At 65.0% G+C, this 21,965-nt stretch carries 23 protein-coding genes; 18 read left to right on the top strand and 5 right to left on the bottom strand.

The genetic code is table 11. The annotated features are described in order from the left end of the window. Window positions 1-145: 145 nt before the first annotated feature. The 3 genes from CUTER_RS11615 to deoD all read right to left on the bottom strand — a co-directional run bounded on the left by CUTER_RS11615 (window position 146) and on the right by deoD (window position 3,291). On the bottom strand, window positions 146-769 hold the full coding sequence (locus CUTER_RS11615) for a DUF3558 domain-containing protein (protein WP_144412278.1): 624 nt from the start codon (window positions 767-769) through the stop codon (window positions 146-148). 429 nt (window positions 770-1,198) lie between these two features. After that, on the bottom strand, window positions 1,199-2,569 hold the full coding sequence (locus tag CUTER_RS06800) for an MFS transporter (RefSeq protein WP_047259801.1): 1,371 nt from the start codon (window positions 2,567-2,569) through the stop codon (window positions 1,199-1,201). Next, window positions 2,569-3,291, bottom strand: a complete 723-nt coding sequence (gene deoD, locus CUTER_RS06795; RefSeq protein ID WP_047259800.1) for a purine-nucleoside phosphorylase — start codon at window positions 3,289-3,291, stop codon at window positions 2,569-2,571. The genes CUTER_RS06800 and deoD overlap by 1 nt, the downstream gene beginning before the upstream one ends. A gap of 192 nt (window positions 3,292-3,483) precedes the next feature. Between deoD and rimM the strand changes: the two genes are divergently transcribed. Genes rimM through CUTER_RS06780 form a run of 3 tightly spaced genes read left to right on the top strand, consistent with a single transcriptional unit; the run spans window position 3,484 to window position 5,830 of the window. Then, window positions 3,484-3,993, top strand: coding sequence for a ribosome maturation factor RimM (gene rimM / locus CUTER_RS06790; RefSeq protein ID WP_047259799.1), 510 nt, complete (start codon window positions 3,484-3,486; stop codon window positions 3,991-3,993). Continuing rightward, the gene (gene trmD, locus CUTER_RS06785) at window positions 3,993-5,165 is read left to right on the top strand and encodes a tRNA (guanosine(37)-N1)-methyltransferase TrmD (RefSeq protein WP_047259798.1); all 1,173 of its coding nucleotides are present in this window, start codon (window positions 3,993-3,995) and stop codon (window positions 5,163-5,165) included. Before rimM ends, trmD begins: the two co-directional genes overlap by 1 nt. Next, complete coding sequence (locus tag CUTER_RS06780; RefSeq protein ID WP_236684689.1) at window positions 5,162-5,830, top strand: hypothetical protein; 669 nt, start codon at window positions 5,162-5,164, stop codon at window positions 5,828-5,830. The genes trmD and CUTER_RS06780 overlap by 4 nt, the downstream gene beginning before the upstream one ends. Here CUTER_RS06780 and CUTER_RS06775 read toward each other — a convergent pair. Continuing rightward, window positions 5,817-7,433: an aspartate:alanine exchanger family transporter gene (locus tag CUTER_RS06775; RefSeq protein ID WP_047259796.1), complete on the bottom strand. Its 1,617-nt coding sequence runs from the start codon at window positions 7,431-7,433 to the stop codon at window positions 5,817-5,819. The two genes, CUTER_RS06780 and CUTER_RS06775, sit on opposite strands and share 14 nt — an antisense overlap. 105 nt (window positions 7,434-7,538) lie before the next feature. Between CUTER_RS06775 and CUTER_RS06770 the strand changes: the two genes are divergently transcribed. The 10 genes from CUTER_RS06770 to CUTER_RS06725 all read left to right on the top strand — a co-directional run bounded on the left by CUTER_RS06770 (window position 7,539) and on the right by CUTER_RS06725 (window position 16,661). Beyond that, a complete protein-coding gene (locus CUTER_RS06770) occupies window positions 7,539-9,803 on the top strand; it encodes a Tex family protein (RefSeq protein ID WP_047259795.1) in 2,265 nt (754 codons plus the stop codon). 99 nt (window positions 9,804-9,902) lie between these two features. After that, window positions 9,903-10,193: a hypothetical protein gene (locus CUTER_RS06765; protein WP_047259794.1), complete on the top strand. Its 291-nt coding sequence runs from the start codon at window positions 9,903-9,905 to the stop codon at window positions 10,191-10,193. Between the two features lie 186 nt (window positions 10,194-10,379). Beyond that, window positions 10,380-10,724 (top strand): 50S ribosomal protein L19, encoded by a 345-nt coding sequence (gene rplS, locus CUTER_RS06760; RefSeq protein ID WP_047259793.1) that lies wholly within the window; start codon window positions 10,380-10,382, stop codon window positions 10,722-10,724. An 82-nt stretch (window positions 10,725-10,806) separates the two neighbouring features. Next, window positions 10,807-11,550 (top strand): signal peptidase I, encoded by a 744-nt coding sequence (gene lepB, locus CUTER_RS06755; protein ID WP_047259792.1) that lies wholly within the window; start codon window positions 10,807-10,809, stop codon window positions 11,548-11,550. Beyond that, window positions 11,550-12,197 (top strand): ribonuclease HII, encoded by a 648-nt coding sequence (locus tag CUTER_RS06750; protein ID WP_047259791.1) that lies wholly within the window; start codon window positions 11,550-11,552, stop codon window positions 12,195-12,197. The genes lepB and CUTER_RS06750 overlap by 1 nt, the downstream gene beginning before the upstream one ends. Window positions 12,198-12,230: 33 nt before the next feature. Further along, entirely contained in the window at window positions 12,231-12,536 is a 306-nt protein-coding gene (locus CUTER_RS06745) for a DUF2469 domain-containing protein (RefSeq protein ID WP_047259790.1), read from the top strand. A gap of 151 nt (window positions 12,537-12,687) precedes the next feature. Further along, window positions 12,688-13,065, top strand: a complete 378-nt coding sequence (locus CUTER_RS06740; protein WP_047259789.1) for a YraN family protein — start codon at window positions 12,688-12,690, stop codon at window positions 13,063-13,065. Next, window positions 13,052-14,584 carry a YifB family Mg chelatase-like AAA ATPase gene (locus tag CUTER_RS06735; protein ID WP_047259788.1) on the top strand — a complete coding sequence of 511 codons (1,533 nt, stop codon included), beginning with the start codon at window positions 13,052-13,054 and terminating at the stop codon, window positions 14,582-14,584. The genes CUTER_RS06740 and CUTER_RS06735 overlap by 14 nt, the downstream gene beginning before the upstream one ends. Further along, the gene (gene dprA, locus CUTER_RS06730) at window positions 14,581-15,738 is read left to right on the top strand and encodes a DNA-processing protein DprA (protein WP_047259787.1); all 1,158 of its coding nucleotides are present in this window, start codon (window positions 14,581-14,583) and stop codon (window positions 15,736-15,738) included. Before CUTER_RS06735 ends, dprA begins: the two co-directional genes overlap by 4 nt. An 11-nt stretch (window positions 15,739-15,749) precedes the next feature. Further along, window positions 15,750-16,661, top strand: a complete 912-nt coding sequence (locus tag CUTER_RS06725; protein WP_047259786.1) for a tyrosine recombinase XerC — start codon at window positions 15,750-15,752, stop codon at window positions 16,659-16,661. Here the strand turns inward: CUTER_RS06725 and CUTER_RS11890 are convergent. Continuing rightward, window positions 16,658-17,116 (bottom strand): M23 family metallopeptidase, encoded by a 459-nt coding sequence (locus CUTER_RS11890; RefSeq protein ID WP_047259785.1) that lies wholly within the window; start codon window positions 17,114-17,116, stop codon window positions 16,658-16,660. The two genes, CUTER_RS06725 and CUTER_RS11890, sit on opposite strands and share 4 nt — an antisense overlap. Before the next feature lie 509 nt (window positions 17,117-17,625). Here CUTER_RS11890 and rpsB point away from each other — a divergent pair. From rpsB to CUTER_RS06695, 5 genes are all read left to right on the top strand, one after another. After that, entirely contained in the window at window positions 17,626-18,444 is an 819-nt protein-coding gene (gene rpsB / locus CUTER_RS06715; RefSeq protein ID WP_047259784.1) for a 30S ribosomal protein S2, read from the top strand. Between the two features lie 144 nt (window positions 18,445-18,588). Beyond that, entirely contained in the window at window positions 18,589-19,407 is an 819-nt protein-coding gene (tsf, locus tag CUTER_RS06710; protein WP_047259783.1) for a translation elongation factor Ts, read from the top strand. A gap of 210 nt (window positions 19,408-19,617) precedes the next feature. Continuing rightward, window positions 19,618-20,340 carry a UMP kinase gene (pyrH, locus tag CUTER_RS06705; protein WP_047259782.1) on the top strand — a complete coding sequence of 241 codons (723 nt, stop codon included), beginning with the start codon at window positions 19,618-19,620 and terminating at the stop codon, window positions 20,338-20,340. Window positions 20,341-20,423: 83 nt separating this feature from the next. Continuing rightward, window positions 20,424-20,981 carry a ribosome recycling factor gene (frr, locus tag CUTER_RS06700; RefSeq protein WP_047259781.1) on the top strand — a complete coding sequence of 186 codons (558 nt, stop codon included), beginning with the start codon at window positions 20,424-20,426 and terminating at the stop codon, window positions 20,979-20,981. Window positions 20,982-20,997: 16 nt separating this feature from the next. Next, complete coding sequence (locus CUTER_RS06695) at window positions 20,998-21,930, top strand: phosphatidate cytidylyltransferase (RefSeq protein ID WP_082121300.1); 933 nt, start codon at window positions 20,998-21,000, stop codon at window positions 21,928-21,930. The last annotated feature ends 35 nt before the right edge of the window (window positions 21,931-21,965 follow it).

Below are 21,965 nucleotides of genomic sequence, written 5' to 3'. Positions count from 1 at the left end.
GCTAGGCCAGGAGCTACTGCGGTGAAAGGGGGTGTACTGCCGCGCCGAGGGTAGAGCAACGCGGGGCCCTATCGGATGCGCCCGCACCTACGAAGGCCCAGCCTTACTACTGGTGAAAGGTCAAGTCCGGGTTCGATGATGAAGTTCATTTCTGCTCCCTGAGCTGATTGTAGAGACGGTAGAAACTCTTGGTCGCGATCTCGCAGGCTTCGTCGCCGCCGATGCCCCCTTTGGCGCCACGTACACCGACCGAGAAGAAACCTCGCTCGGTGTCAATCGATAAATGGCAGTCACGCTCTCTCTTCCGTACTACGACCCCCGGTACGTCATCGAGGAAGTTCACACTGTCGACCTCTTGCTGGGAGATTATTTGCTCATTGAAAGTAGGGCCAGCCGTTAAGCCTTGATCGATCTCATAGATGGGGTATTCGACGTTGTTGGTGAGTTTCTTGCTTACCGGTCCCGAGCAGCCATTCATTCCGAATATTTTGCCGCCTGCTCGGGTTCCTCGTTTCATGCCGATGTCTTCGGGTATTTCGTTGCAGGGGTCGATCCATTCCGGCTCTGGTGCGTTGGGGTCACGGGGGCCGAGTTCAACGAACTCGCCGCTGAGGTAGAACCCCGGTGGTAGGTCGGTGTTGGTGACTGTCGTGTAGGAGGCGTCGGAGCAGCCAGCTAGTGGGAGCAGGGCGGCGATCGCCAGAGCGCTAAGGGCGCGTCGGCGCGGCGTTCGTGCTGGGGCGTGTGGTGGCGTGGTGGCAGGTGTCATGGATTCCCCGGGGTGAGTATGGCGGTCTCACTCTTGGTTAGACTCGCCCCGCTGCCGTTTGGTTCCCGTGATCGTGGCTGACCTCCCCAAGGCCAACTGCCGAGATCGGCTGCGTGGAACGCGGCGAGTTTAGTGTCATTCTCGCGGTCTTGGGAGCTGACCGAACGTCGAACCTGCACACAATTCTGGGCCCCGGCACCTCGCGCTCGAAGGCCCGTCCAATGCATAAGAATCTGTTGATAGTGGCTACACGTGTAGCCACCTGCGACGGCTTCGGACACCGCTAGGCCAGGAGCTACCGCGGTGGGAAAACCTCGCGCACTATCGCGGCCGCCACAACCGCTCCTGGCTAATGGAACAGACCGGTGTAGAAGAAACGAAGTCCCTGTGGCGCCCTTGGGACGCTACAGGGACTGGGTACGCGACAGGTTACGCCAGGGTGGCCGGCACCTCGCCGGCGCGCTTCTCCTTCGCGGAGATGACACGGTCCGCGGCGAAGAACACCACCGCGCCGATGGCGGCGATGACCACGAGCACCCACAGGACCGCGGAGTAGAGCCCGGCGGAGCCCTCAGCGAAGGGCAGGCGGTCCACCAGGCCGGCGGAGTAGGTAATACCCAGCGGAATGGCGATGTTGATGGTGAGGTTGTAGAAGCCCACGGCCACGCCGCGCTTGGCGGGTTCGATGTGGCTCATCGCCGTGTTGAGCAGCGGGGCGTACATGCCGGCGAAGCCGCCGGAGAAGAGGATGACGCCCACCACCAGCATGGCCACGGAGGTGTTGATGAACAGCGCCGAGATGACCAGCGCGCCGAGGATGGCCGACAGGGATACCGCCATGGTCATCCGGGAGTTCATCACCTTGCCGATGGCGCCCGAGAAGATGCCCACGAGGGTGCCGGCGATGTAGCCGGGGACCAGCAGGTAGGACACCTGGTCGATCTCCATGCCGTGGAGGCCGTTGAGGGCGAAGGGCAGGACGATAACGGTGAGGCCGAGCTGCGTCGAGTAGATGAGGAAGACGACGATGAGGCAGCTAGCGTAGCGCGGATTGAAGAATTCCGGGCGGACCAGGGCGCGGTCGTGGGTGCGGATGTGCCAGATGAACACGACGATGCCCACGATGGCCAGGACCAGCCACACGTGGTTGAACTTCTGGGTCCACATGACCAGGGCGCCGGCGAACACGGCGATGCAGGCCAGCCCCAACACGTCGAGGTCGGTGGTGTCCTGCTCCTCGTCGGGGACGGTCTTGAGGATGAAGGGGATGGACACCACGGAGACCAGGGCGAGGATGAACATGAACGGCCAGGCGATGTTGGCGGCGATGTAGCCGCCAGCCAGCGTGCCGAAGAGGAAGGACAGCTGGAAGCAGGCGGTGGAGTAACCGAGGTAGGTTTTCTGGTCCTTCTCCGGCAGGTGCTTGGTGACGTAGATGACGTACAGTGTCTCGGCGGCGGCCAGGCCGGCGGTCTGGATAACGCGCGCGGCGACGACGACGGGCCACACATCCTGGCCCACGAAGCCCATAATCGAGCCGATGGCAATGAAGCCGATGCCAATGATGAGGAGCTTGCGGATGTTGATGGAGTCCGACAGTGCGGCGTAGACGACGGCGCCGATGCCGATAAGGATGCCGGCCAGGGTGGCCTGGAGGGATACTTCGGTGGCGGTCAGGCCCAGGTCCTCGGCGATGGGCAGGTTAAGGAACTTGAACCCGTTGTCGATGATGAGGCTGAAGAGGAAGACGGTGAGCAGAACGGGGACTGCTTTTTTGGGGTTGAGGTTTCGAGTATCCATTAGATCGCCGCCAGGGGGAGTGCGAGTTCCATCATGGTCGTGAACGCGGTCTGGCGTTCGTCGGCCGTGGTCTTCTCACCGGTGACAATGTTGTCAGAGACGGTGAAGATACCCATCGCCTCCACGCCGGCCTCGGCCGCGACGGAGTACAGCCCGGCAGATTCCATTTCGACGCCGAGCACGCCCATGGCGGCCCACTTGTCATTGACCGAGCTGTCGTGGTTGTAGAAGACGTCGGCAGAGAGGATATTGCCCACGTGGGTGGTGATGCCGGCAGCGTCGGCGCGCTCGACGGTGTCCTTGATGAGCCGGAAGGAACCGATGGGGGCGTAGTGGCCCGGCAGGCCGTACTGGCTGACAAAGTCGGAATCGGTGCATGCGCCCTGGGCGATGATGACCTCGTAGAGGCCGAGATCCTTCTGCAGCGAACCGCAGGAACCGACGCGGACGAGCTTCTTCGCTCCAAAGAAGTGGATGAGCTCGTAGGCGTAGAGGGAGATCGACGGGATGCCCATGCCGGAGCCCATGACGGACACCTCGTGGCCTTGGAAGGTGCCGGTGAAGCCGAGCATGTTGCGCACGGCGTTGAACTGCACGACGTCCTCCAGGTACGTCTCGGCGATGAACTTCGCGCGCAGCGGGTCGCCGGGGAGCAGAACTGTCTCCGCGATGGGCGCACCCTGGGGATTTATGTGCGGTGTGGTGGCAGTGGTGGCAGGCATCGGCTGTCCTTTCGGTGAGAGCCTGGTGTCGACGGTGTCGGATTTGTTATATCCAGCGTAGCCGCCGGATGAACAAAGAACAACTAACCGATTTGCAATTGTTAACCCCGGCGGGAAGGGTTGCCGAGATTTCACGTTTGCTTAGAGTACTGCCTACACGCCACAGACACGATGCCCATATCCTAGGAAGCTATGGAATTACAGATCGGACGCGTCATCAAGTCCCACGGAATCCGCGGGGAGGTCTCAGTGGACATCACCACCGATGACCCTGCCACCCGCTTCGCCGTCGGTGAAGTACTTACCGGGCGGCACGGAAACCGGGAGCTTCACCTCACCATCGCCAGCGTCCGCCCCCACCAGGGCCGGCTGCTGATCTCCTTCGAGGAGATCCCGGATCGCACAGCTGCCGACACGCTCCGCGGTCTGAAATTCTTCGCCGCCCCCCTCGACGACGCTGACGACGACGGCTTCTACGACCACGAACTCGAAGGCCTCACCTTGATCGAAGGCGGTCGACGCATCGGCACAGTTACCGGCGTCATCCACCCGGCCGGGCGCACCATCTTAGAAGCGCGGCTCGACGACTCCCTCGGTGCCAAGGATGTCATGATCCCCTTCGTCTACGAGATCGTCCCCGACGTGGACCTCGACGCCGGCACCGCCACCATCACCCCGCCACCGGGATTGCTGGACCTGTAATGCGCATCGACGTCATTACCATCTTCCCCGAGTACCTGGAGCCGATGCGCCACGCCCTGCTCGGCAAGGCTATCGAAGGCGGACTGTTGAGCGTCGGTGTGCACGATCTGCGCGCGTGGGCAACGGACGCGCACCGCAGCGTCGACGACACCCCGGCCGGCGGCGGACCGGGCATGGTCATGAAGCCACAGGTGTGGGGTCCGGCGTTGGACGACGTCGCCGCAGGCGTGGCCGGCGGCGACCTCGCCAGTGCCAGCCCGCACCTCACGACACCGCGGCACGACGACCTCGCAGGCGTCGCACCGCACCACTACGACGCCCCGTCGGACGTCGACGACCGCCCGCTGCTCATCGTCCCCACCCCGGCCGGGCGTCCCTTCACCCAAGCCGACGCCCAAGCCTTCTCCCGCGAACGCCACCTCGTGTTCGCCTGCGGCCGCTACGAGGGCATCGACCAACGGGTGTTCGACGATGCGGCCCGGCGGTACCGGGTTCGGGAAGTCTCCATCGGGGACTATGTCCTCATCGGCGGAGAGGTGGCGGCACTGGTCATCACCGAAGCCGTTGTGCGGCTCATCCCCGGAGTGCTCGGCAATCAAGACAGTCACCTCGACGATTCCTTCTCCGACGGGCTGTTGGAGGGGCCGAGTTACACCAGGCCCCGGAGCTGGCGAGGCCTCGACGTCCCCGACGTCCTCTTCAGTGGCGACCACGCGAAGATCGCCGCCTGGCGCCGCGAACAGTCCCTCAAGCGGACCCGGGCCAACCGCCCCGACCTGCTAGCGAACGCTGAACTTAGCGACGCCGACCGATTCGCCCTCGACGCCCGCGACGTGCACACCGACCTTAACGTCGTCCTCTCGGACGCCGAGTGGCGGGCGCTCAAGCTGCGCAAGAAGCTCAAGCGCTCCGGCTACGTGGTTCAGTCCATCGACTCCGAACCGGTGGATTTTAGCTGCCAGCCGGACACCATGTTCGCGGCCTCGGGCGGCGGCGCCAATGAGGTGCGCCGAATCCTCATCAACGGCCGAAGTACGCTCAGCGACGCTGAGCTGACCCGCCTCGTCGTCGCGGCACTGCCGGAGGGCACCGAGTGGTACGGCAGCACCAACGAAGGACACAGCGACCCGGACGTCCCCGTGGCGTGCGCATGGCCAGGAGGAACCCAATGAGCGAACCCGAACTCCCCGAATTTCTGGAACACCCCACCAAGGTAGACATCGCGCTCATCGTCGCCCTGTTTGCGATGACGATCTATTCTTTCGCGCTCATCCCCTTACGCGGCTGGTTCCTCAGCCACCCCTTCGCCTACACGATTATGGTGGGCGGCTACACCAGCGCGGTCGTTGGCGGGGCACATGCCTCCGCCGGTCACGGCCACGCCTGGCTCTATGTGCTGCTCACCCTGTTCGGGGCCACCAAGTTCATGCTCGTTTACTGGTACATGGGACGGCGGTGGGGCCAGGACTTCATCGACATGACCATCAAGGAGACCCCGCGGGTGCAACGGTGGGTGACGGGGCTGCTGGGCAGCAACAAGGCCATCGCCGGGACGATGGCCCTCATCCCGCTGGGCTACGCGCCGGGGCCGGTACCGGGTCCGGTACTCAACGCGGTGCTGGGGCTGCTGCGCGTCGGCCTCGTGCCGTTCCTCGTGATCAATCTCGGCTCCGTGGCGGTGATGAACGGCATCATGGCCGGACTCGGCTACCACTTCGGTGACCAAGTCCTAGCCGTGATCGAGGTCGTGAACAAGTACCTGCTCTGGGTGACGCTAGCGCTGCTTGCGCTGCTGTTCTTCCAGATGTTCCGGCGTAACCGAGCTACACGAACATAAGCAAGACCATGCCCAGGAAGTGCGCGGTGAGGATCTTCGCGATCATGGCCACCGGGTACACCAGGGCGTAGCCCAAAGACACTCGCGGGTCGGCATTCGTGCGGCCATTGGCGAAAGCCAGCACCGCCGGCTGGGTCTGGGCGCCGCCGAGGACACCAGAGGTCTTCGTGGCGCCGAAACCGAAGGCGGAGCGCATGACCACGATGATGCCCACCGCCATGAACGTGGTAATCACCACGCCCAAGAGCAGGATCTTCCACCAGTCGCCGCCGGTGAACGCGCCGGCGATCTGCCCGCCCGCGTTCGTGCCCGCCTGGGCGAGGAAGAGCAACAGTCCCAGCTCGGACAACACCGTGTTCGCGGAGTGAGGCAGCGCCGTGACCACCGGGCCGATGCGGCCCACCCGGCCCATGATGAGGCCGACGATCAGCACGCCCGCGGCCGAACCCAGGGCGAAGGACCCGCCGCCGGGCATGGGCACGGCAATCTCGCCGAGGATGACGCCGATGGCGAGACCGAGGCCCAAGGCGACCGGGTTGATATCCGTCAGGCCCTTGGAGGAATCGCCCAGGTAGTGGCTGATGTTCTTCATGTTCTCGGTCGGGGCAACCACGCGCACTCGGTCGCCGAGCTCGACGACGAACTCCTCCAGGGCGACCATGTCGCTATCGGCGCGACGCACGCGGGAGATGCGAGCATTCCACCGCTCCGCGAGAACCTTGTCGAGCTCGGCGATGGTCTTCCCGGCCAGGGCGTGCTGGGAGATCGTGATGCGGCGGAAGTCCAGCTGGCGCCGGTCCGAGCGCAGGGAACGCTCCGAGCGGTGCCCCAGGCGTCGCACGGCGTCCTCCAGGTGCTCGGCGGAACCGACGAGGGTGAGCATGTCCCCGGGGCGGAGGCGATCCTGGTACTCCGGGATGGTCTGGACGTCGGAATCGGCCCGCTGGTAGCGCGAGATCTGGACGTCACCGCCGTAGGGGGTGAGGAAGTCATTGAGCATGAGCTCGTCATCGCGTTCGACGACGACGTTGGCGTGCGTGACTGGCGCCACGGCGTCGGAGTCATTGGCCGAGTCCCGCAGGGTCACAGTGGCGGCGATAATCATGCCGATGACGCCGAAGAGGTAGGCGACGGCGTAGCCGATCGTCGCCGTGGGTTCGTCGCCGGTGACTTCACCGGCGGCGGCGAGGGCCGGCGTGTTCGTCGTCGCGCCGGCGAAGGTGCCGGCGACGGTGGACGGGTCGAGGCCCAGAAGGTGCATGCCCAGACCGCCGGCGATGACCGCCGCGGCGATGAACAGGCCGACCAGGCCGAGGATCGGGCCGGTAGCCGTGCGCAGCGAGGCGAAGAACGTCAGGCCGGAGTTATTGCCAATGCCGAAAGCGAAAAGGGTCAGGCCCAGGATGCCGATGAGATGGGGCACCGCTGCATGGACGCCGAGGGCAGCCGCGATAGCGGAGAAGGCGATGCCGGTAAACAGCACCGCGGCGGCGCCGAGGGTGACTCCCCGGAATTTGACGCTACCGAACGCCATTCCCAGGCCGACCAGGAGAAAGACCAGCAAGATCGGCTGGTCAGCGAAGAACTTGAAGACTTCAGTCACGCTGTGTCAATCCTTAGGTTAAACAATGCTATACCTTCTGATTATCTCAGACGAGGGAGGAAACAGCGATTCGATTGGCGTGTGAGGTGCACTAAAATGTGCGGGATGATTTCCACCATCATCGCTGACGAGCTCGGCGTCCCAGTTCAGCGCGTCGATGCGGCGCTCGCCTTGCTGGCCGAGGGCAACACGGTGCCCTTCATCGCCCGCTACCGCAAGGAAGCGACCGGTGGCCTCGATGACACCCAGCTGCGGCACCTGGAGACTCGCGCCCGCTACCTGCAGGAACTATCCGAACGCAAGGCAACCATCCTCGCCGCGATCGAGGAACAGGGCAAGCTCACCGACGAACTGCGCGTCGCCATCGACGCCTGCGACTCCAAGGCACGACTCGAAGATCTGTACCTGCCCTACAAAAAGCGCCGACGCACCAAGGCGGACATCGCCCGCGAGGCGGGACTCGAACCGCTCACCGACGCCCTCGTCGCCGGCGCCGAGCCCGGCGCGGCGGCAGCCTATCTCACGGAGGGCTTCGCCACCGAGCGTGACGTGTTGAACGGCGCTCGGGCCATCCTCGTCGACCGCTTCGCCCTTGACGCCGAACTTCTCGGGAGCGTGCGGGAACAGATGTACGCACAGGGAAGCCTGCGATCGCACGTGGTGGAAGGCAAGGAAAAGGCAGGCGAGAAGTTCCGCGACTACTTTGATTTCGCCGAGCCCTTCACGTCCTTGCCACCGCACCGCATCCTGGCGCTGCTACGCGGCGAAACCGAGGGAGTGCTCTCGCTCACTCTCGACGCCGGCGACGACGCGGTCTACGAGTCCCTCATTGCCGACCGTTTCGGCCTGGACACGACGGCGTCGACGTGGCTGCGCGACGCCGTCGGCTTCGGCTGGCGCACGAAGTTGAGTATCTCCTCCGGCCTGGACGTGCGGATGCGGCTCAAGACCGTAGCGGAGGAAGGGGCGCTCACGGTGTTCGCGACAAACCTGCGCGACGTGCTGCTGGCCGCTCCGGCGGGGGAGCGGCCTACCCTGGGCCTGGATCCCGGCTACCGCAACGGGGTGAAGTGCGCCGTCGTGGACGGCACCGGCAAGGTGGTGGATACCGTCGTCGTCTATCCCCACCAGCCGCAGAATCGCTGGGCAGAGGCCGTGGCCACACTCTCGTCGCTGGTGAAAAAGCACGACGTTGAGCTGCTTGCGGTTGGCAACGGCACCGCGTCGCGGGAATCCGAGAGGCTCGCCGCCGACGTGGCACGAACCGTCGTAGGCCGGCAGGTGACGCCGGTGGTCGTCAGCGAATCGGGAGCCTCGGTGTATTCGGCATCGGAGATTGCGGCACAGGAGTTCCCGGAGCTCGACGTCTCCTTACGCGGGGCGGTCTCTATTGCTCGTCGGCTCCAGGACCCGCTGGCGGAGTTGGTCAAGATCGATCCGAAGTCCATCGGGGTAGGGCAGTACCAGCACGACGTCAACCAGTCCGCCCTCGCTTCGACCTTGCACGACGTGGTCGAGGACGCGGTTAATGCCGTCGGCGTTGATCTCAACACGGCTTCCGCGCCGCTGCTGGAGCAAGTTGCTGGGGTGACGCCGACCCTGGCGCGCAACATCATCGCCTACCGGGACGCCCACGGCGCCTTCGCGTCGCGCCGGGAGTTGCTCAAGGTGACCCGGCTGGGCCCCAAAGCCTTCGAGCAGTGCGCCGGCTTCCTGCGCATTCGCGGCGGGCGTAACCCACTCGACGGCTCCGCGGTCCACCCAGAGTCCTATGCGGTGGTGGACCGGATATGTGACTCCACGGGCCTGGCAGTGGGGCAACTCATCGGCAATTCCGCCGTGCTGGCCCGGCTTAACCCGCAGGACTTCGCCGACGAGCGGGTGGGGATTCCCACGGTGACGGACATTATCGCCGAGCTTGACAAGCCGGGGCGTGACCCGCGGCCGGAGTTTCGGACGGCCAGCTTCGCCGAGGGCATTGAGAAGATCTCCGACCTGCGGCCCGGTATGACCCTAGAAGGCACGGTGACCAATGTGGCCGCGTTTGGGGCCTTCGTGGACGTTGGGGTCCACCAGGACGGGTTGGTGCACGTCTCGCAGTTGGCCGATCGCTTCGTGCACGACCCTCACGAGGTGGTTCGTTCTGGACAGGTGGTGCGGGTACGGGTGGTGGATGTCGACGTCGATCGCCACCGAATTTCATTAACGATGCGCACGCAAGGGGAGGTCTCCGCACCCTCTCGGCGGGATCCGGATCAGGCTCGAAAGTCGAAGAAAAAAGCTGGTCAAAGCAATCGTAAGGGTCAGGATTCGGGCGGGTCGATGGCGGCCGCGCTCCGGCGTGCGGGGTTCGGAAGTGGGCGTCGTTAATGAAAATTAACACCCTTAACGAAAACTAGTTGAAAATGTGGCGAGCAGGGTCTAACGTTATTGGCAACGAACTGAAAACCCCGATCTAGGAGGCACGCCATGTCCCATCTCGTTCACGATCAGCACGCCCACGCTCACGGCCCGGAGTGCGGCCACCAGTCCTTCGCTCACCTGGACCACACTGACTACATTCACGACGGTCACGTCCACCGCGAGCATGAAGGCCACTGGGATGAGTGCGAGACCGAGGCCCACGAGGTCCACGGCTCCCACGACCATGTCCACGGCGCGGACTGCGGCCACGAGGCCATCGAGCACGGCGACCACGTCGACTACCTGCACGATGGTCACCGCCACGCCGTTCACGGCGACCACTACGACGAGCACTAGGCGATAGCTGGACCGCCTGCTTGCACCCCGCAGCCGCCAACCGATAAGGATTTGGCGCTGCGGGGTGACGTATGAGAGCATGGCCCGGTCGAATGTCACGGATACGAACCGGCGGCGCGTCACCACCGTGGGCGCGAACGCCCGCTAGGGTCCTCTGTCCTGAATGAGAATAAGGAAACGTTGATTATGACCAACATCATCGACAAGATCGAAGCCGCGCAGATGCGCGACGATATCCCGGACTTCCGCCCGGGTGACACCCTCGACGTGCACGTCAAGGTCATCGAGGGCAGCAACCAGCGTACCCAGCTGTTCAAGGGCTTCGTCCTGCGTCGTCAGGGCGGCGGCATCCGCGAGACCTTCACCGTGCGTAAGGTCTCCTTCGGTATCGGCGTGGAGCGTACCTTCCCGGTTCACTCCCCGAACATCGAGAAGATCGAGGTCGTTCGCCGCGGCCACGTCCGTCGCGCGAAGCTCTACTACATGCGCAAGCTGCGCGGAAAGGCCGCTCGCATCAAGGAGCGTCGCTAATCCCAGCGCTGCTAGGCCCGGTACCACTCATGGTCCGGGCCTTTTGCTTTGCGTGGATAGTGCTAAGCTCGCGCGGGTGACTATGAAGAATGACGACCACGCGGAGAAAGAGGCGGCCCTGCCGTGGTGGGTGGAGTTCCCTCTCATCATCGTCGTAACGATGGTCTGCATGTTTCTTCTGCAAACCTTCGTCGGTCGTGTCTACCTCATCCCCTCGGCGTCGATGGAACCGACGCTGCACGGTTGCGACGGCTGCACGGGCGACCGCATCCTCGTCGAGCGGCTGTCCTACTACGTCAGCGACCCGGAGCCGGGCGACGTCGTCGTCTTCGAGGGCACCGATTCCTGGAATTCCTTCTTCGTCTCCTACCGCAGCGAGAACGTCGTCGTGCGGGGGCTGCAAAACCTCGGCTCCTACGTGGGACTCGTCGCCCCCGATGAGAACAACCTAGTCAAGCGGATCGTGGCCGAAGGGGGCCAGACCGTGCGCTGCCTGCCGGGAGACTCATCGGTCATGGTTGACGACCAGCCGACGGACCAGTCCTTCACCCTGCAGCCGCTGCAATACCCAGTCAATCCCGAGACCGGGTCCGAAGCCTGCGGCGGCGACTACTTCGGGCCCATCACCGTGCCCGAGGGCCACTACTTCATGATGGGTGACAACCGCACCAACTCGGCCGATTCCCGCGCCCACATCGGCGATCCCCTGCAGGGCACCATCCCGGAGGAGAACATTCGCGGCAAGGTCCAAGCCATTATCCTCCCGCTGAATCGCATCGGCGGCGTCGACGACCCCGAGATCCAGCCGCAGCAACTCGCCGGCTGATGGGGCGCCTGCGTCGGCTGAAGCAGTCACGGACCTACGAGGTCGCCCTCGTCAACGCGGGCCTCGGCCCCGTCGTGGGCGTCGACGAGGCCGGCCGTGGCGCCTGCGCCGGCCCACTGACCGTCGCCGCCTGCGCGCTGCCGCCGCGCGTCATACCGGCATTGGACCGCCTCGACGACTCGAAAAAGCTCACCCCGCGCCTGCGGGAAGAGCTTTTCGACGTCATCACCCGGGTAGCACTCGACTACGAGGTAGTCAGCTTCGAAGCTTCAGCCGTCGATCACTACGGCGTGCACACCCTCAACCGAGAAGGCATGCGGCTCGCCGTCGAACGACTGCGAATCCGGCCGGGCTACGTCCTCACCGACGCGTGGCGAATCCCCTCCTTACGCGTTCCCCACCTGCCGATCATCGGTGGTGACGCCACGGCGCGGTGTATCGCCGCAGCCTCAGTGTTGGCGAAGGTCACCAGGGACCGCGTCATGGACGAGCTCGCCGTGAGCTACCCGGTCTACCGCTTCGACAAGCACAAGGGCTATTCAACGAAAGCACACCTCGACGCGGTGCGCCGCCACGGGGCCAGCCCGCAGCATCGCTACACTTATGCCAACGTCGCTGCCGCCCACGCCGAGTGGGAGCAGCGATAATCGCCCCCGGTCAACGAGCAAGGAGTGTACGCGGTGAGCGCAGAAGATCTCGACAACTATGAGGCCGACGCGGAGCTGTCGCTGTACCGCGAGTACCGCGACGTCGTCAGCCAATTCTCCTACGTGGTGGAGACTGAACGCCGCTTCTACCTGGCCAACGCCGTTGAGCTCATTCCGCATTCCGCAGGTCCGGACGTGTACTACGAGGTCCGCATGTCCGACGCCTGGGTGTGGGACATGTACCGAGCCGCCCGTTTCGTGCGTTATGTCAGGGTCATTACCTTCAAGGACGTCAACATCGAGGAACTCGACAAACCGGAGCTGACCTTCCCCGAGTAGCGGCGTCAACTTTAGACACATCGAAACTGTGGACAACCGTCGTTGTCCACAGTTTTTCGCATCGTACGGGCCGATGAGTACCGCAGAAGGCTTCGCCGCGCCAAGGTCAGGTAGTAGCTACCACCGACCGACTCGCGAAGGAGCACCCCTCATGAACCCCACCACTGGCCACCACGGACCGCCGCTCGCCCTGGGACAGCGTGGCGAAGAGTACGCCGCCTCCTGGCTGCAGGCTCACGGCTACTACCTCATTGCCCGAAACGTCCGCTACCGCTGCGGCGAGATCGACATCATCGCCGCCGACGGGGACGACATCGTGTTCGTCGAAGTCAAGACCCGGCGCACCCGGGACTTCGGGGCAGCGGAAGCGGTGGATGCCGCGAAGCTCGCCCGGATGCGGGCCGCGGCCGCGCGCTGGCTCGATGACAAACCGTGGATGAGCGTTCGCTTTGACGTCCTGGAGCTCATCGAAGACGCCGACCACTTTGAGGTCACCTGCTACGAGGGAGTCGACGATGGCACTTGGTAAAGCACTGACCGCCGCGCCGCACGGCCTGGCCGGCAGGATCGTCACCGTGGAAGCCAACATCGGACCCGGGCTACCCGGTATGCACATCGTCGGCCTCGGCGACACCGCGGTCCGCGAATCCCGGTTTCGGCTGCGCACCGCCGTCGCTAACGCCCAGCTGAATTGGCCGCGCACCAAGATCGTGCTGTCGCTCTCGCCGGCTGACGTCCCCAAGCGCGGATCTCATTTCGACTTGGCCCTGTGCCTGGCCGTACTCGCTGCCGGGAATCCCCAAGCGCAGCAGCGGCTCGACGACGCCCTCATCCTCGGCGAGCTCGGACTCGACGGCGCGGTGCGCCCCGTGACGAGCGTGCTGCCCCTCGTCGCCGAAGCACACCGGTGCGGGATCACCCGGGTGATCGTGCCTGCCGCCTGCGGCGGCGAGGCGGCTCTCGTCGACGGTGTCGACGTCCGCGTCGTACACACGCTGGCCGAGGCATGGCAGTGGGCGCTCGACGCTACGGAGCTGCCCACCTCGCACCGTACCGCCGAAGACACACCAGCAGCGACGGGCGAACAACCGGACTTTAGCGACCTCGCCGGCAACGACAACGCCCGATGGGCGGCGGAAGTCGCCGCGGCGGGCGGGCATCATATGTTCCTCGTCGGGCCACCGGGGTCCGGGAAGTCGATGATTGCCGAGCGCCTGCCATCCATCCTGCCGCCACTGTCCCCCGAGGAGGCGATGGAAGTAGCCATGGTGCGCTCCATCAGCGCCGAGGTCCCCGGCCGGGTAGGCTATTCGCTCACCCCGCCGCTGTGCGCACCCCATCACACCATCACCCGAGCCGCACTCATCGGCGGCGGCAGCGGGGTAGTGCGCTGCGGGGCCATTACCCAAGCGCATCGCGGCGTGCTCTTCCTCGACGAGGTATCCGAGATCCCCGCCCGGGTCCTCGACGGGTTGCGCACTCCGCTCGAACACCATGAAGTGGAGCTGCGCCGTGGGGCGGCGACCACGGTCTTCCCGGCGTCGTTCCAGCTGGTCATGGCGGCGAACCCGTGTCGCTGTGGCGCTGAGCAAACTACCGATTGCCGGTGCAGCGTCGCCGAAAGGCGCACCTATCTGGCGAACCTGTCCGGGCCGCTGCTCGACCGGATCGATATCATCGCCGCCACCACCGCGGCGCGCGCGACGGTGGCGCCGGTCGATGCCGAACCTTCCGCCGTCATCGCCGAGCGGGTCGCCCTGGCCCGACAGCGTGCCGCCCGACGGTGGGAGTGCCTCGGCGGCGGGACCAATGCCGCGGTGCCGGGTCCCTACCTGCGCCGCCATGCACCTGCGGATGAGGCCGGCATGGCCCTGCTCCAGGCGCTGCTGGGCCGGCGCCAGCTCACCCAACGTGGCGTCGACCATTCGCTTCGGGTGGCCTGGACGCTCAGCGACCTAGCCGGTAACGACAGGCCGGGGCTCGACAACGTCGCGTGCGCCGTCCAACTGCGCAGCATCGGTACCGCCGGCCTGCGGGAGGCAGCATGAGCTCGCCGACCAGCTGGGCCTATCTCTCCCGGACTATCGAGGGACCCAGCCGCGCCCTGCACGAATTGCTCAGCGCCGGCCGCGACGCCGACGAAATCGCCCGCGGCGTACGACGACGTGCGTCCTGGCTCGGGGACCTCGCCGGGGAGACCCAGGCACGCTACGCCACGTGCCGTGCCGAAGAAGACCTTGCCGCGGCCGCCGAATTAGGAGCCAGGCTTGTCACCCCCGACTGCGCCGAATGGCCCGGTGAACAGTTCGACTACGCCTTCGGCGCCAGAGCAACCGGCTTGAGCGAGCATGGCCGTACCTATCAAGCAGACGCTGTGGCGCCCCACGCTCTGTGGGTCACCGGCCGACCCTTGACCGAATTGCTTGCTCGGGCGGTGGCAGTGGTCGGAACGCGGGCAGCCACCAATTACGGCGCCGAGGTCACTCGCCGCCTCGTCCACGACCTGGCCGGACATCAATGGACGATCGTGTCCGGCGGTGCCTTGGGCATCGACACGGCCGCGCACCGAGCGGCCTTGGACGCAGCCACTCCGACCATCGCCATCACGGCGTGCGGGGTGGGCCATGTCTACCCGGCGAGCAATCGGGAGCTCTTCGCAGACATCGCCCGCCACGGCGCGGTCGTCACTGAGTACCCTCCCGGAGACCGGCCGCAGCGGCACCGCTTCCTCACCCGCAACCGGCTCGTCGCCGCGCTGACCCAAGGCACGGTCGTGGTGGAGGCGGCGTGGCGGTCCGGGGCGCTTAATACCCTGACGTGGGCGGAAGGACTCGGTCGGATAGCGATGGCCGTGCCCGGGCCCGTCACCTCCGTGGCGTCGCTCGGCTGCCATGGTCGGCTGCGCGATGGACGCGCCCAGCTCGTGGCCACTGGCACCGATATCCGGGCACTGCTCGAACCCATCGGCGCGGTGGACGCTGATGCCCAATACGAGATTGCCTTCCAAGCCACGGACATCCAGCGCCTGAGCCGCAACGAGATGCGCGTGTTCGACGCCCTTCCCGTCAGCGGGGATCTGTGCACCGAGGACGTCGCCCGACAGGCCGGCCTCACCCTTGCGCTGTGCGTGACCATCCTGTTGGACCTGGCGCAACGCAACATCGTCGTTAGGCACAACGACGGGTGGGCGCGCCGCGACTAGCCTGAGAGGGCATGAGCCAACACGTGGGAACGCAGTTCCAGGAGGCGATCGAGGATTTCGCCGACTACCAACGCATGGTGCTCGGGCGCTCCGAGGCCACGGTTTCCTCCTACCGCAGCGACCTCAGACAGCTCGCCGAGCGGGTGGAAGACCTCGACTCGCTCACGCTGGCGGTTTTAAGAGACTGGCTCGCCGAAGCGGTGGACCAGGGTAAATCCCGGGCCACCATCGCGCGTCGGACCGCCGCCGCCCGCGCGTTTACCCGTTGGGCGATGAATCGCGGACATCTGGCCACCGACGTCGCCGCGCGGCTGGCGTCGCCCAAGGTGCGACGGGCCTTGCCCCACATCCTGGCGCCGAACCAGGCTGACCTCCTGGTCACCGAACCCACGCAACGCGACGAGCCCGACGCGCCGGAAGCCCTGCGCGATGCGGCCATCTTGGAGATGCTCTACGCCACCGGGATGCGGGTGTCCGAACTATGCGGAATGGACCTCGACGACGTCGACTACGCCCGGCACACCGTCCGGGTGACGGGCAAGGGCAACAAGCAGCGCGTCGTGCCCTTCGGCGAGACCGCGGCTGCGGCCCTGCGGACGTGGGTTGGCGAGGGGCGAGGCGCTTTAGCCCGGGCGGATTCGCCGCCAGCCGTTTTCCTGGGGTCCCGCGGCGGGCGTATCGATCAGCGCCAGGTTCGGCGCATCGTCGAGCGGGCCGCCCGCAGTTCCCAAGGTCCTGGCAGTGAGCTCACCCCGCACGGCATTCGTCACACCGCGGCAACGCACCTGCTGGAAGGCGGGGCTGACCTCCGCGTCGTCCAGGAAATCCTCGGACATTCCTCGCTGCAGACCACCCAGATCTACACCCACGTGTCACCTCAACGCCTGAAGGAGGTGGTGGCCCGGGCACACCCGCGGGCTTAGGGTCGCGCGGGGGCTGCCGCTGCGAGCGGTTTCAGCCGGATGACCGGTAGCGGCAGCAGCGTCAACGGATCGAGGTATCCATCCGAACCGATCTTGGCACCCCACTGCAGCCCGGGGAAACCGGTGGTACTGGGGGCGAGCCGGCCGATGACCTGCCCGGCGGTGACCGTCTCTCCGGAACTCACTGTGGCGTAGACCGGCTGGTAGGTGGTTCTTATCCCGTCAGGGTGGTCGATGGACACGGTGGGGGTACCGACGACGGGACCAGCAACCGCGACGGTTCCGGTGCCGGCGGCCCGAACCGGCTCACCGACGTTGAGCGCAAGGTCGACGCCACGGTGCCCGGGTAACCATCGCTGCTGCGGGATGGCCGCCGGCCGGAGCACCCGGCCGAGCTGAACAGTGCCGGTGGTGGGGCACACGTAACTCTGAGGATGCGCAGGTGGGCTGGTCACGGCGACGCGCGTCGACGCGGGCCCAGCTACCGGTCGGTTGTCTAGGGGATCTGCTGGAGGCGTAACTGTTGCGGCCGCGATAAGCGCTGCGGCAGCGAAGACGAAAGGAGTTGGCACAGACACGCCGCCCACACTGCCTCGAAGGAGCGTTGATGCGGAACGCCGGAGGCTGGAGGTTGGGGATAACGCCGCTAGCGGCGGAGTTTTCCCCAGCCAGGGCCCGGATCCTAGCACTTGACGCGGTTTCAGTTTGTGCCTTAAGGACCGGTCGGCTAACGTTCGCGTACAGCAGTGTGCCCTCCCGGGGTGCGCTGACTTCGCGCGGTTCGCGCGTGTCGGAGACTGACTTGGTCCCCGGGTTGACCTCGAAAAGAGGGCAGCGCGGGGCGTTGGTATCCGAGCGAATCGCCAGGATGCGTGGCAAAGCCCTCGGATGGCCGAGGGAACAAAACCCGCACACTGAAACATTGGTAACCGAAAACTAGAGCACTCCCAAGGAGATAATTCCCATGGCAGTCGTAACCATGCGCGAGCTCCTCGACGCTGGCGTCCACTTCGGACACCAGACCCGTCGTTGGAACCCGAAGATGCGTCGTTTCATCTTCACCGACCGCAACGGCATCTACATCATCGACCTGCAGCAGACGCTGACCTACATCGATGAGGCCTACGAGTTCGTCAAGGAGACCGTCGCCCACGGCGGCAACGTCCTGTTCGTTGGCACCAAGAAGCAGGCCCAGGAGGCCGTGCAGGAAGAGGCCGAGCGCGTCGGCATGCCGTACGTCAACCACCGTTGGCTCGGCGGTATGCTCACCAACTTCCAGACCGTGTCCAAGCGTCTGCACCGCCTCAAGGAGCTGCGCGCCATGGACGCCGCCGAGGACGGCTACAAGGGCCGCGGCAAGAAGGAAATCCTCATGCTCACCCGCGAGCGCACCAAGCTGGAGCGCGTCCTGGGCGGCATCTCCGAGATGTCCAAGGTTCCCTCCGCTCTGTGGATCGTGGACACCAACAAGGAGCACATCGCGATCTCCGAGGCTAAGAAGCTCAACATCCCGGTGGTCGCCATCCTGGACACCAACTGCGACCCGGACGACGTCACCTACCCGATCCCGGGCAATGACGACGCCATCCGCGCCACCAAGCTGCTGAGCCGCATCATCGGCGAGGCCATCGTCGAGGGCAAGAAGGCCCGCGAGGAGCGCCAGCTCGCCGCCGCTAAGGAAGCTGCCGGCGACACCGATGAGAAGGCTCAGGCGGACGCCGAGGCCGCAGCCGCCGCCGCTGCTGCCGCCGAGTCCACTGAGGCCGCTGCCGAGGAGAACTAACTCTTCGCTTTAATCGCCATCGACGGGGAAGTATCGCCCGGCGATGGCGATTTTTCGATTCCCGGCCCCGGGTAAGCGCGGGGGCCGGTCTTCGGCTAAACTTCAACCCCGATATTTGTTCCAATCTGAGGAGGACCGCCCGTAATGGCGAACTACACTGCTGCAGACGTCAAGAAGCTGCGCGAGATCACCGGCTCCGGCATGCTCGACTGCAAGAAGGCCCTCGAAGAGACCAATGGTGACTTCGAAAAGGCTATTGAGATCCTGCGCATTCAGGGCGCGAAGGACGTGGGCAAGCGTGCCGACCGCAACGCCCTTGAGGGCCTCATCGCCGTCTCCGGTCACACGATGATCGAGATTAACTCTGAGACCGACTTCGTGGCCAAGAACCAGGAGTTCAAGGACTTCGCCGCCAAGGTCGCCGAGGCTGCCGCCGCGGTGAAGGCCAACTCGCCGGAGGAGCTTGCCAACGCTGACGTCGACGGCATGACCGCCGCCGAGGCCACCCAGCAGCTGTCCGCCAAGATCGGCGAGAAGCTGGAGCTGCGCCGCGCCGTTACCGTCGAAGGCGAGAACGTTGAGGTGTACCTGCACCACCGCTCCGCCGACCTGCCGCCGGCCGTGGGCGTCCTCGTCAGCTACACCGGTGACAACGCCGAGGCTGCTCACGCCGTCGCCCTGCAGATTGCCGCTCTCAAGGCCCAGTACCTGACCCGCGAGGACGTCCCCGCCGAGGTCGTCGCCAAGGAAGAGGAGATCGCGGAGAAGACCACCCGCGAGGAGGGCAAGCCGGAGAAGGCCATCCCGAACATCGTCAAGGGCCGCATGAACGGCTTCTTCAAGGACGTTGTGCTCCTGGAGCAGCCGTCCGTCGCTGACAACAAGAAGACCGTCAAGGCCGTCGCCGACGAAGGTGGCATCACCGTGACCGGCTTCGTCCGCTACGAGGTTGGCCAGCGCTAAGCGCCGGTAGCACCCGCGGTTCGCCTCACGAACCTGTTACTGCCCCGCCGTCGTCCCGTACCCAGCAACGCTGAGATCGGGGCGCTGGCGGGGCATTGGCATGTCTGCTCCTCGGTCCTCGTGGCCGAGGCAATGTAGGATGATGGGCGGTTTTATAACGACCACGATCACCCAACTCGAAGGAGAACAGCCGTCGTGACTAACGAAGATATGTCTGCCGAGAAGCCCCAGGGTTACAAGCGCGTCATGCTCAAACTGGGCGGAGAGATGTTTGGCGGCGGCCAGGTGGGCATCGATCCGGACGTGGTGGACAATGTGGCGAACCAGATCGCGGAGGTCGCCCGCACCGGCGCGGAGATCGCGGTGGTCATCGGCGGTGGCAACTTCTTCCGCGGCGCGGAACTGCAACAGCGGGGCATGGACCGGGCCCGCTCTGACTACATGGGCATGCTCGGCACGGTCATGAATTCCCTGGCCCTGCAGGACTTCCTGCAGCAGAAGGGCGTCGATTGCCGCGTGCAGACCTCGATCAACATGGCCCAGATCGCTGAACCCTACCTGCCGTTGCGTGCTGCCCGTCACCTGGAGAAGGGCCGCGTCGTCATCTTCGGCGCCGGCATGGGTATGCCGTACTTCTCCACGGACACCACCGCCGCCCAGCGCGCCCTGGAGATCAACTGCGACGTGCTCTTCCTTGCCAAGGCCGTCGACGGTGTCTACGACGACGATCCGCGTACCAACCCGGATGCGAAGCTGCTATCGCAGATCACCCCGCGGGAGGTCATCGAGCAGGGCCTGAAGGTCGCGGACGCTACTGCCTTCAGCCTGTGCATGGACAATGACATGCCGATTCTTGTGTTCAACCTGCTCACTGAAGGAAACATCGCCCGCGCCGTGGCGGGGGAGAAGATCGGTACCCTGGTGGTGTCCTAATGCCCGTGAGGGCAGAAAGGGCTGCTAGATTCAATAGCTAATACCTGCACGATTCCGATTAGTGATGTGAGGATACGACACCGATGATCGATGTAATTTTCGAGGACGCGGAACTCCACATGGCGTCTTCCGTGGAGCACACCCGCGAGGAGCTCGTGACCATCCGCACCGGGCGGGCGAATCCGAATATGTTCAACGCTGTTGTCGCGGAGTTCTATGGCCAGCCGACGCCGGTCCCGCAGATGGCGTCGATCACCGCGCCGGAGCCGCGCATGATCATCGTCAAGCCCTACGACCCGTCGACGATTGGCGCCATCGAGACCGCCATCCGCAACTCTGATCTGGGCGTCAACCCGACCAGTGATGGCCACATCCTGCGCGTGACCATCCCGCAGCTCACCGAGGAACGCCGCAAGGACATGGTCAAGCTGGCCCGCTCCAAGGGCGAGGACGGCAAGATCGCCATCCGCAACATTCGACGCAAGGGCATGGACCAGCTCAAGAAGCTGCAGAAGGACGGCGACGCCGGCGAGGACGAGGTCAAGGCCGCCGAAGGCGAGATGGATAAGCTCACCGCCACCTACGTGTCCCAGGTCGACGCCGTCGTCGCCGCTAAGGAAAAGGAGCTGATGGAGGTTTAGGCCTTCCAGCGCAACCATGGGTTTGACCGACGAGAACGGAACCGGTCTCGGCCGCATTGGGTCGATCACCCGGGGCGGGCATATTCACCTGGAGAGTTTCCCGAAGCCGAAGAACCGGGCCGGTAGGGATTTACCTACCGCCATCGGCGTGGGCGCGGCTCTGGGGTTAACGGTTGTCGGCGCCGTCTTGGCCGGACCGTTGGCCTGGTATGTCCTGGTCTCGGTGGCGGTCGGTGCCGGGATGTGGGAAGTGATTACCCGCCTGCGCGAGGCCTCCTATGTCCTGCCACGCACGCTTCTGCTGGTGTTTGGGCAGGCGATTGTGTGGTTGTCGTGGCCGTTGGAAACCCAGGGAATCATTGTGGGGCTGACGATCGCGGCGTTGACGCTCATGTTTGGGCGCATGTTTAACCACGGTCGGCATCAGTCGCCGGTGAACTACCTCCGGGACACGGCCATCGGCCTGTTCGTGCTCGTGTGGATCCCCGTCTTTGGCGCCTTTGCCGCCATGCTGTCGCGCTCCAGTACCCTAGACGAGCCCGGCGCCAACGTTATCTTGACGTTTATGCTGTGCGTGGTCGCCTCGGATACCGGCGGCTTCGTCGTGGGAGTGATGTTCGGTTCCCGTCCCATGGCGCCAGCTATCAGCCCGAGTAAGTCCTGGGAAGGCGTGGCCGGATCCATGGTCGCTGGCATCATTGCCGGCGCGTTGACCATGGAATTCCTCATGGATATGGACTGGTGGCGGGGCATCATCTTGGGCATCGCTCTGGTGGTATGCGCCACCATGGGTGACCTGGTCGAATCCCAGTTCAAACGCGAACTGGGCATCAAGGACATGTCGTCGATTCTGCCGGCACACGGCGGGATCATGGACCGGCTCGACGGAATGCTGCCGTCGGCGGCGGCCAGCTGGGTTGTCTTGAGCATTATCACCGCCTTGGATTAGGCCAGCCGGCCCGTAGTTGCCCCTACCAGGCCCAG

Source organism: Corynebacterium uterequi, from assembly GCF_001021065.1.
In the GTDB taxonomy this organism is placed as follows: Bacteria; Actinomycetota; Actinomycetes; order Mycobacteriales; family Mycobacteriaceae; genus Corynebacterium; species Corynebacterium uterequi.
The sequence above is the reverse complement of the archived record's forward strand: the minus strand, read 5'-3'. Positions and strand labels throughout refer to the sequence as shown.

Coding starts and splice junctions, on each gene's coding strand:
- CUTER_RS06800 (WP_047259801.1), bottom strand. CDS start 2,569: ATGGATACTCGAAACCTCAACCCCAAAAAAGCAGTCCCCGTTCTGCTC.
- CUTER_RS06735 (WP_047259788.1), top strand. CDS start 13,052: ATGGCACTTGGTAAAGCACTGACCGCCGCGCCGCACGGCCTGGCCGGC.
- frr (WP_047259781.1), top strand. CDS start 20,424: ATGATCGATGTAATTTTCGAGGACGCGGAACTCCACATGGCGTCTTCC.
- CUTER_RS06695 (WP_082121300.1), top strand. CDS start 20,998: ATGGGTTTGACCGACGAGAACGGAACCGGTCTCGGCCGCATTGGGTCG.
- deoD (WP_047259800.1), bottom strand. CDS start 3,291: ATGCCTGCCACCACTGCCACCACACCGCACATAAATCCCCAGGGTGCG.
- dprA (WP_047259787.1), top strand. CDS start 14,581: ATGAGCTCGCCGACCAGCTGGGCCTATCTCTCCCGGACTATCGAGGGA.
- CUTER_RS06780 (WP_236684689.1), top strand. CDS start 5,162: ATGAGCGAACCCGAACTCCCCGAATTTCTGGAACACCCCACCAAGGTA.
- CUTER_RS06765 (WP_047259794.1), top strand. CDS start 9,903: ATGTCCCATCTCGTTCACGATCAGCACGCCCACGCTCACGGCCCGGAG.
- CUTER_RS06770 (WP_047259795.1), top strand. CDS start 7,539: ATGATTTCCACCATCATCGCTGACGAGCTCGGCGTCCCAGTTCAGCGC.
- trmD (WP_047259798.1), top strand. CDS start 3,993: ATGCGCATCGACGTCATTACCATCTTCCCCGAGTACCTGGAGCCGATG.
- pyrH (WP_047259782.1), top strand. CDS start 19,618: ATGTCTGCCGAGAAGCCCCAGGGTTACAAGCGCGTCATGCTCAAACTG.
- CUTER_RS06725 (WP_047259786.1), top strand. CDS start 15,750: ATGAGCCAACACGTGGGAACGCAGTTCCAGGAGGCGATCGAGGATTTC.
- lepB (WP_047259792.1), top strand. CDS start 10,807: ATGAAGAATGACGACCACGCGGAGAAAGAGGCGGCCCTGCCGTGGTGG.
- rpsB (WP_047259784.1), top strand. CDS start 17,626: ATGGCAGTCGTAACCATGCGCGAGCTCCTCGACGCTGGCGTCCACTTC.
- CUTER_RS11615 (WP_144412278.1), bottom strand. CDS start 769: ATGACACCTGCCACCACGCCACCACACGCCCCAGCACGAACGCCGCGC.
- tsf (WP_047259783.1), top strand. CDS start 18,589: ATGGCGAACTACACTGCTGCAGACGTCAAGAAGCTGCGCGAGATCACC.
- CUTER_RS06750 (WP_047259791.1), top strand. CDS start 11,550: ATGGGGCGCCTGCGTCGGCTGAAGCAGTCACGGACCTACGAGGTCGCC.
- rimM (WP_047259799.1), top strand. CDS start 3,484: ATGGAATTACAGATCGGACGCGTCATCAAGTCCCACGGAATCCGCGGG.
- CUTER_RS06740 (WP_047259789.1), top strand. CDS start 12,688: ATGAACCCCACCACTGGCCACCACGGACCGCCGCTCGCCCTGGGACAG.
- rplS (WP_047259793.1), top strand. CDS start 10,380: ATGACCAACATCATCGACAAGATCGAAGCCGCGCAGATGCGCGACGAT.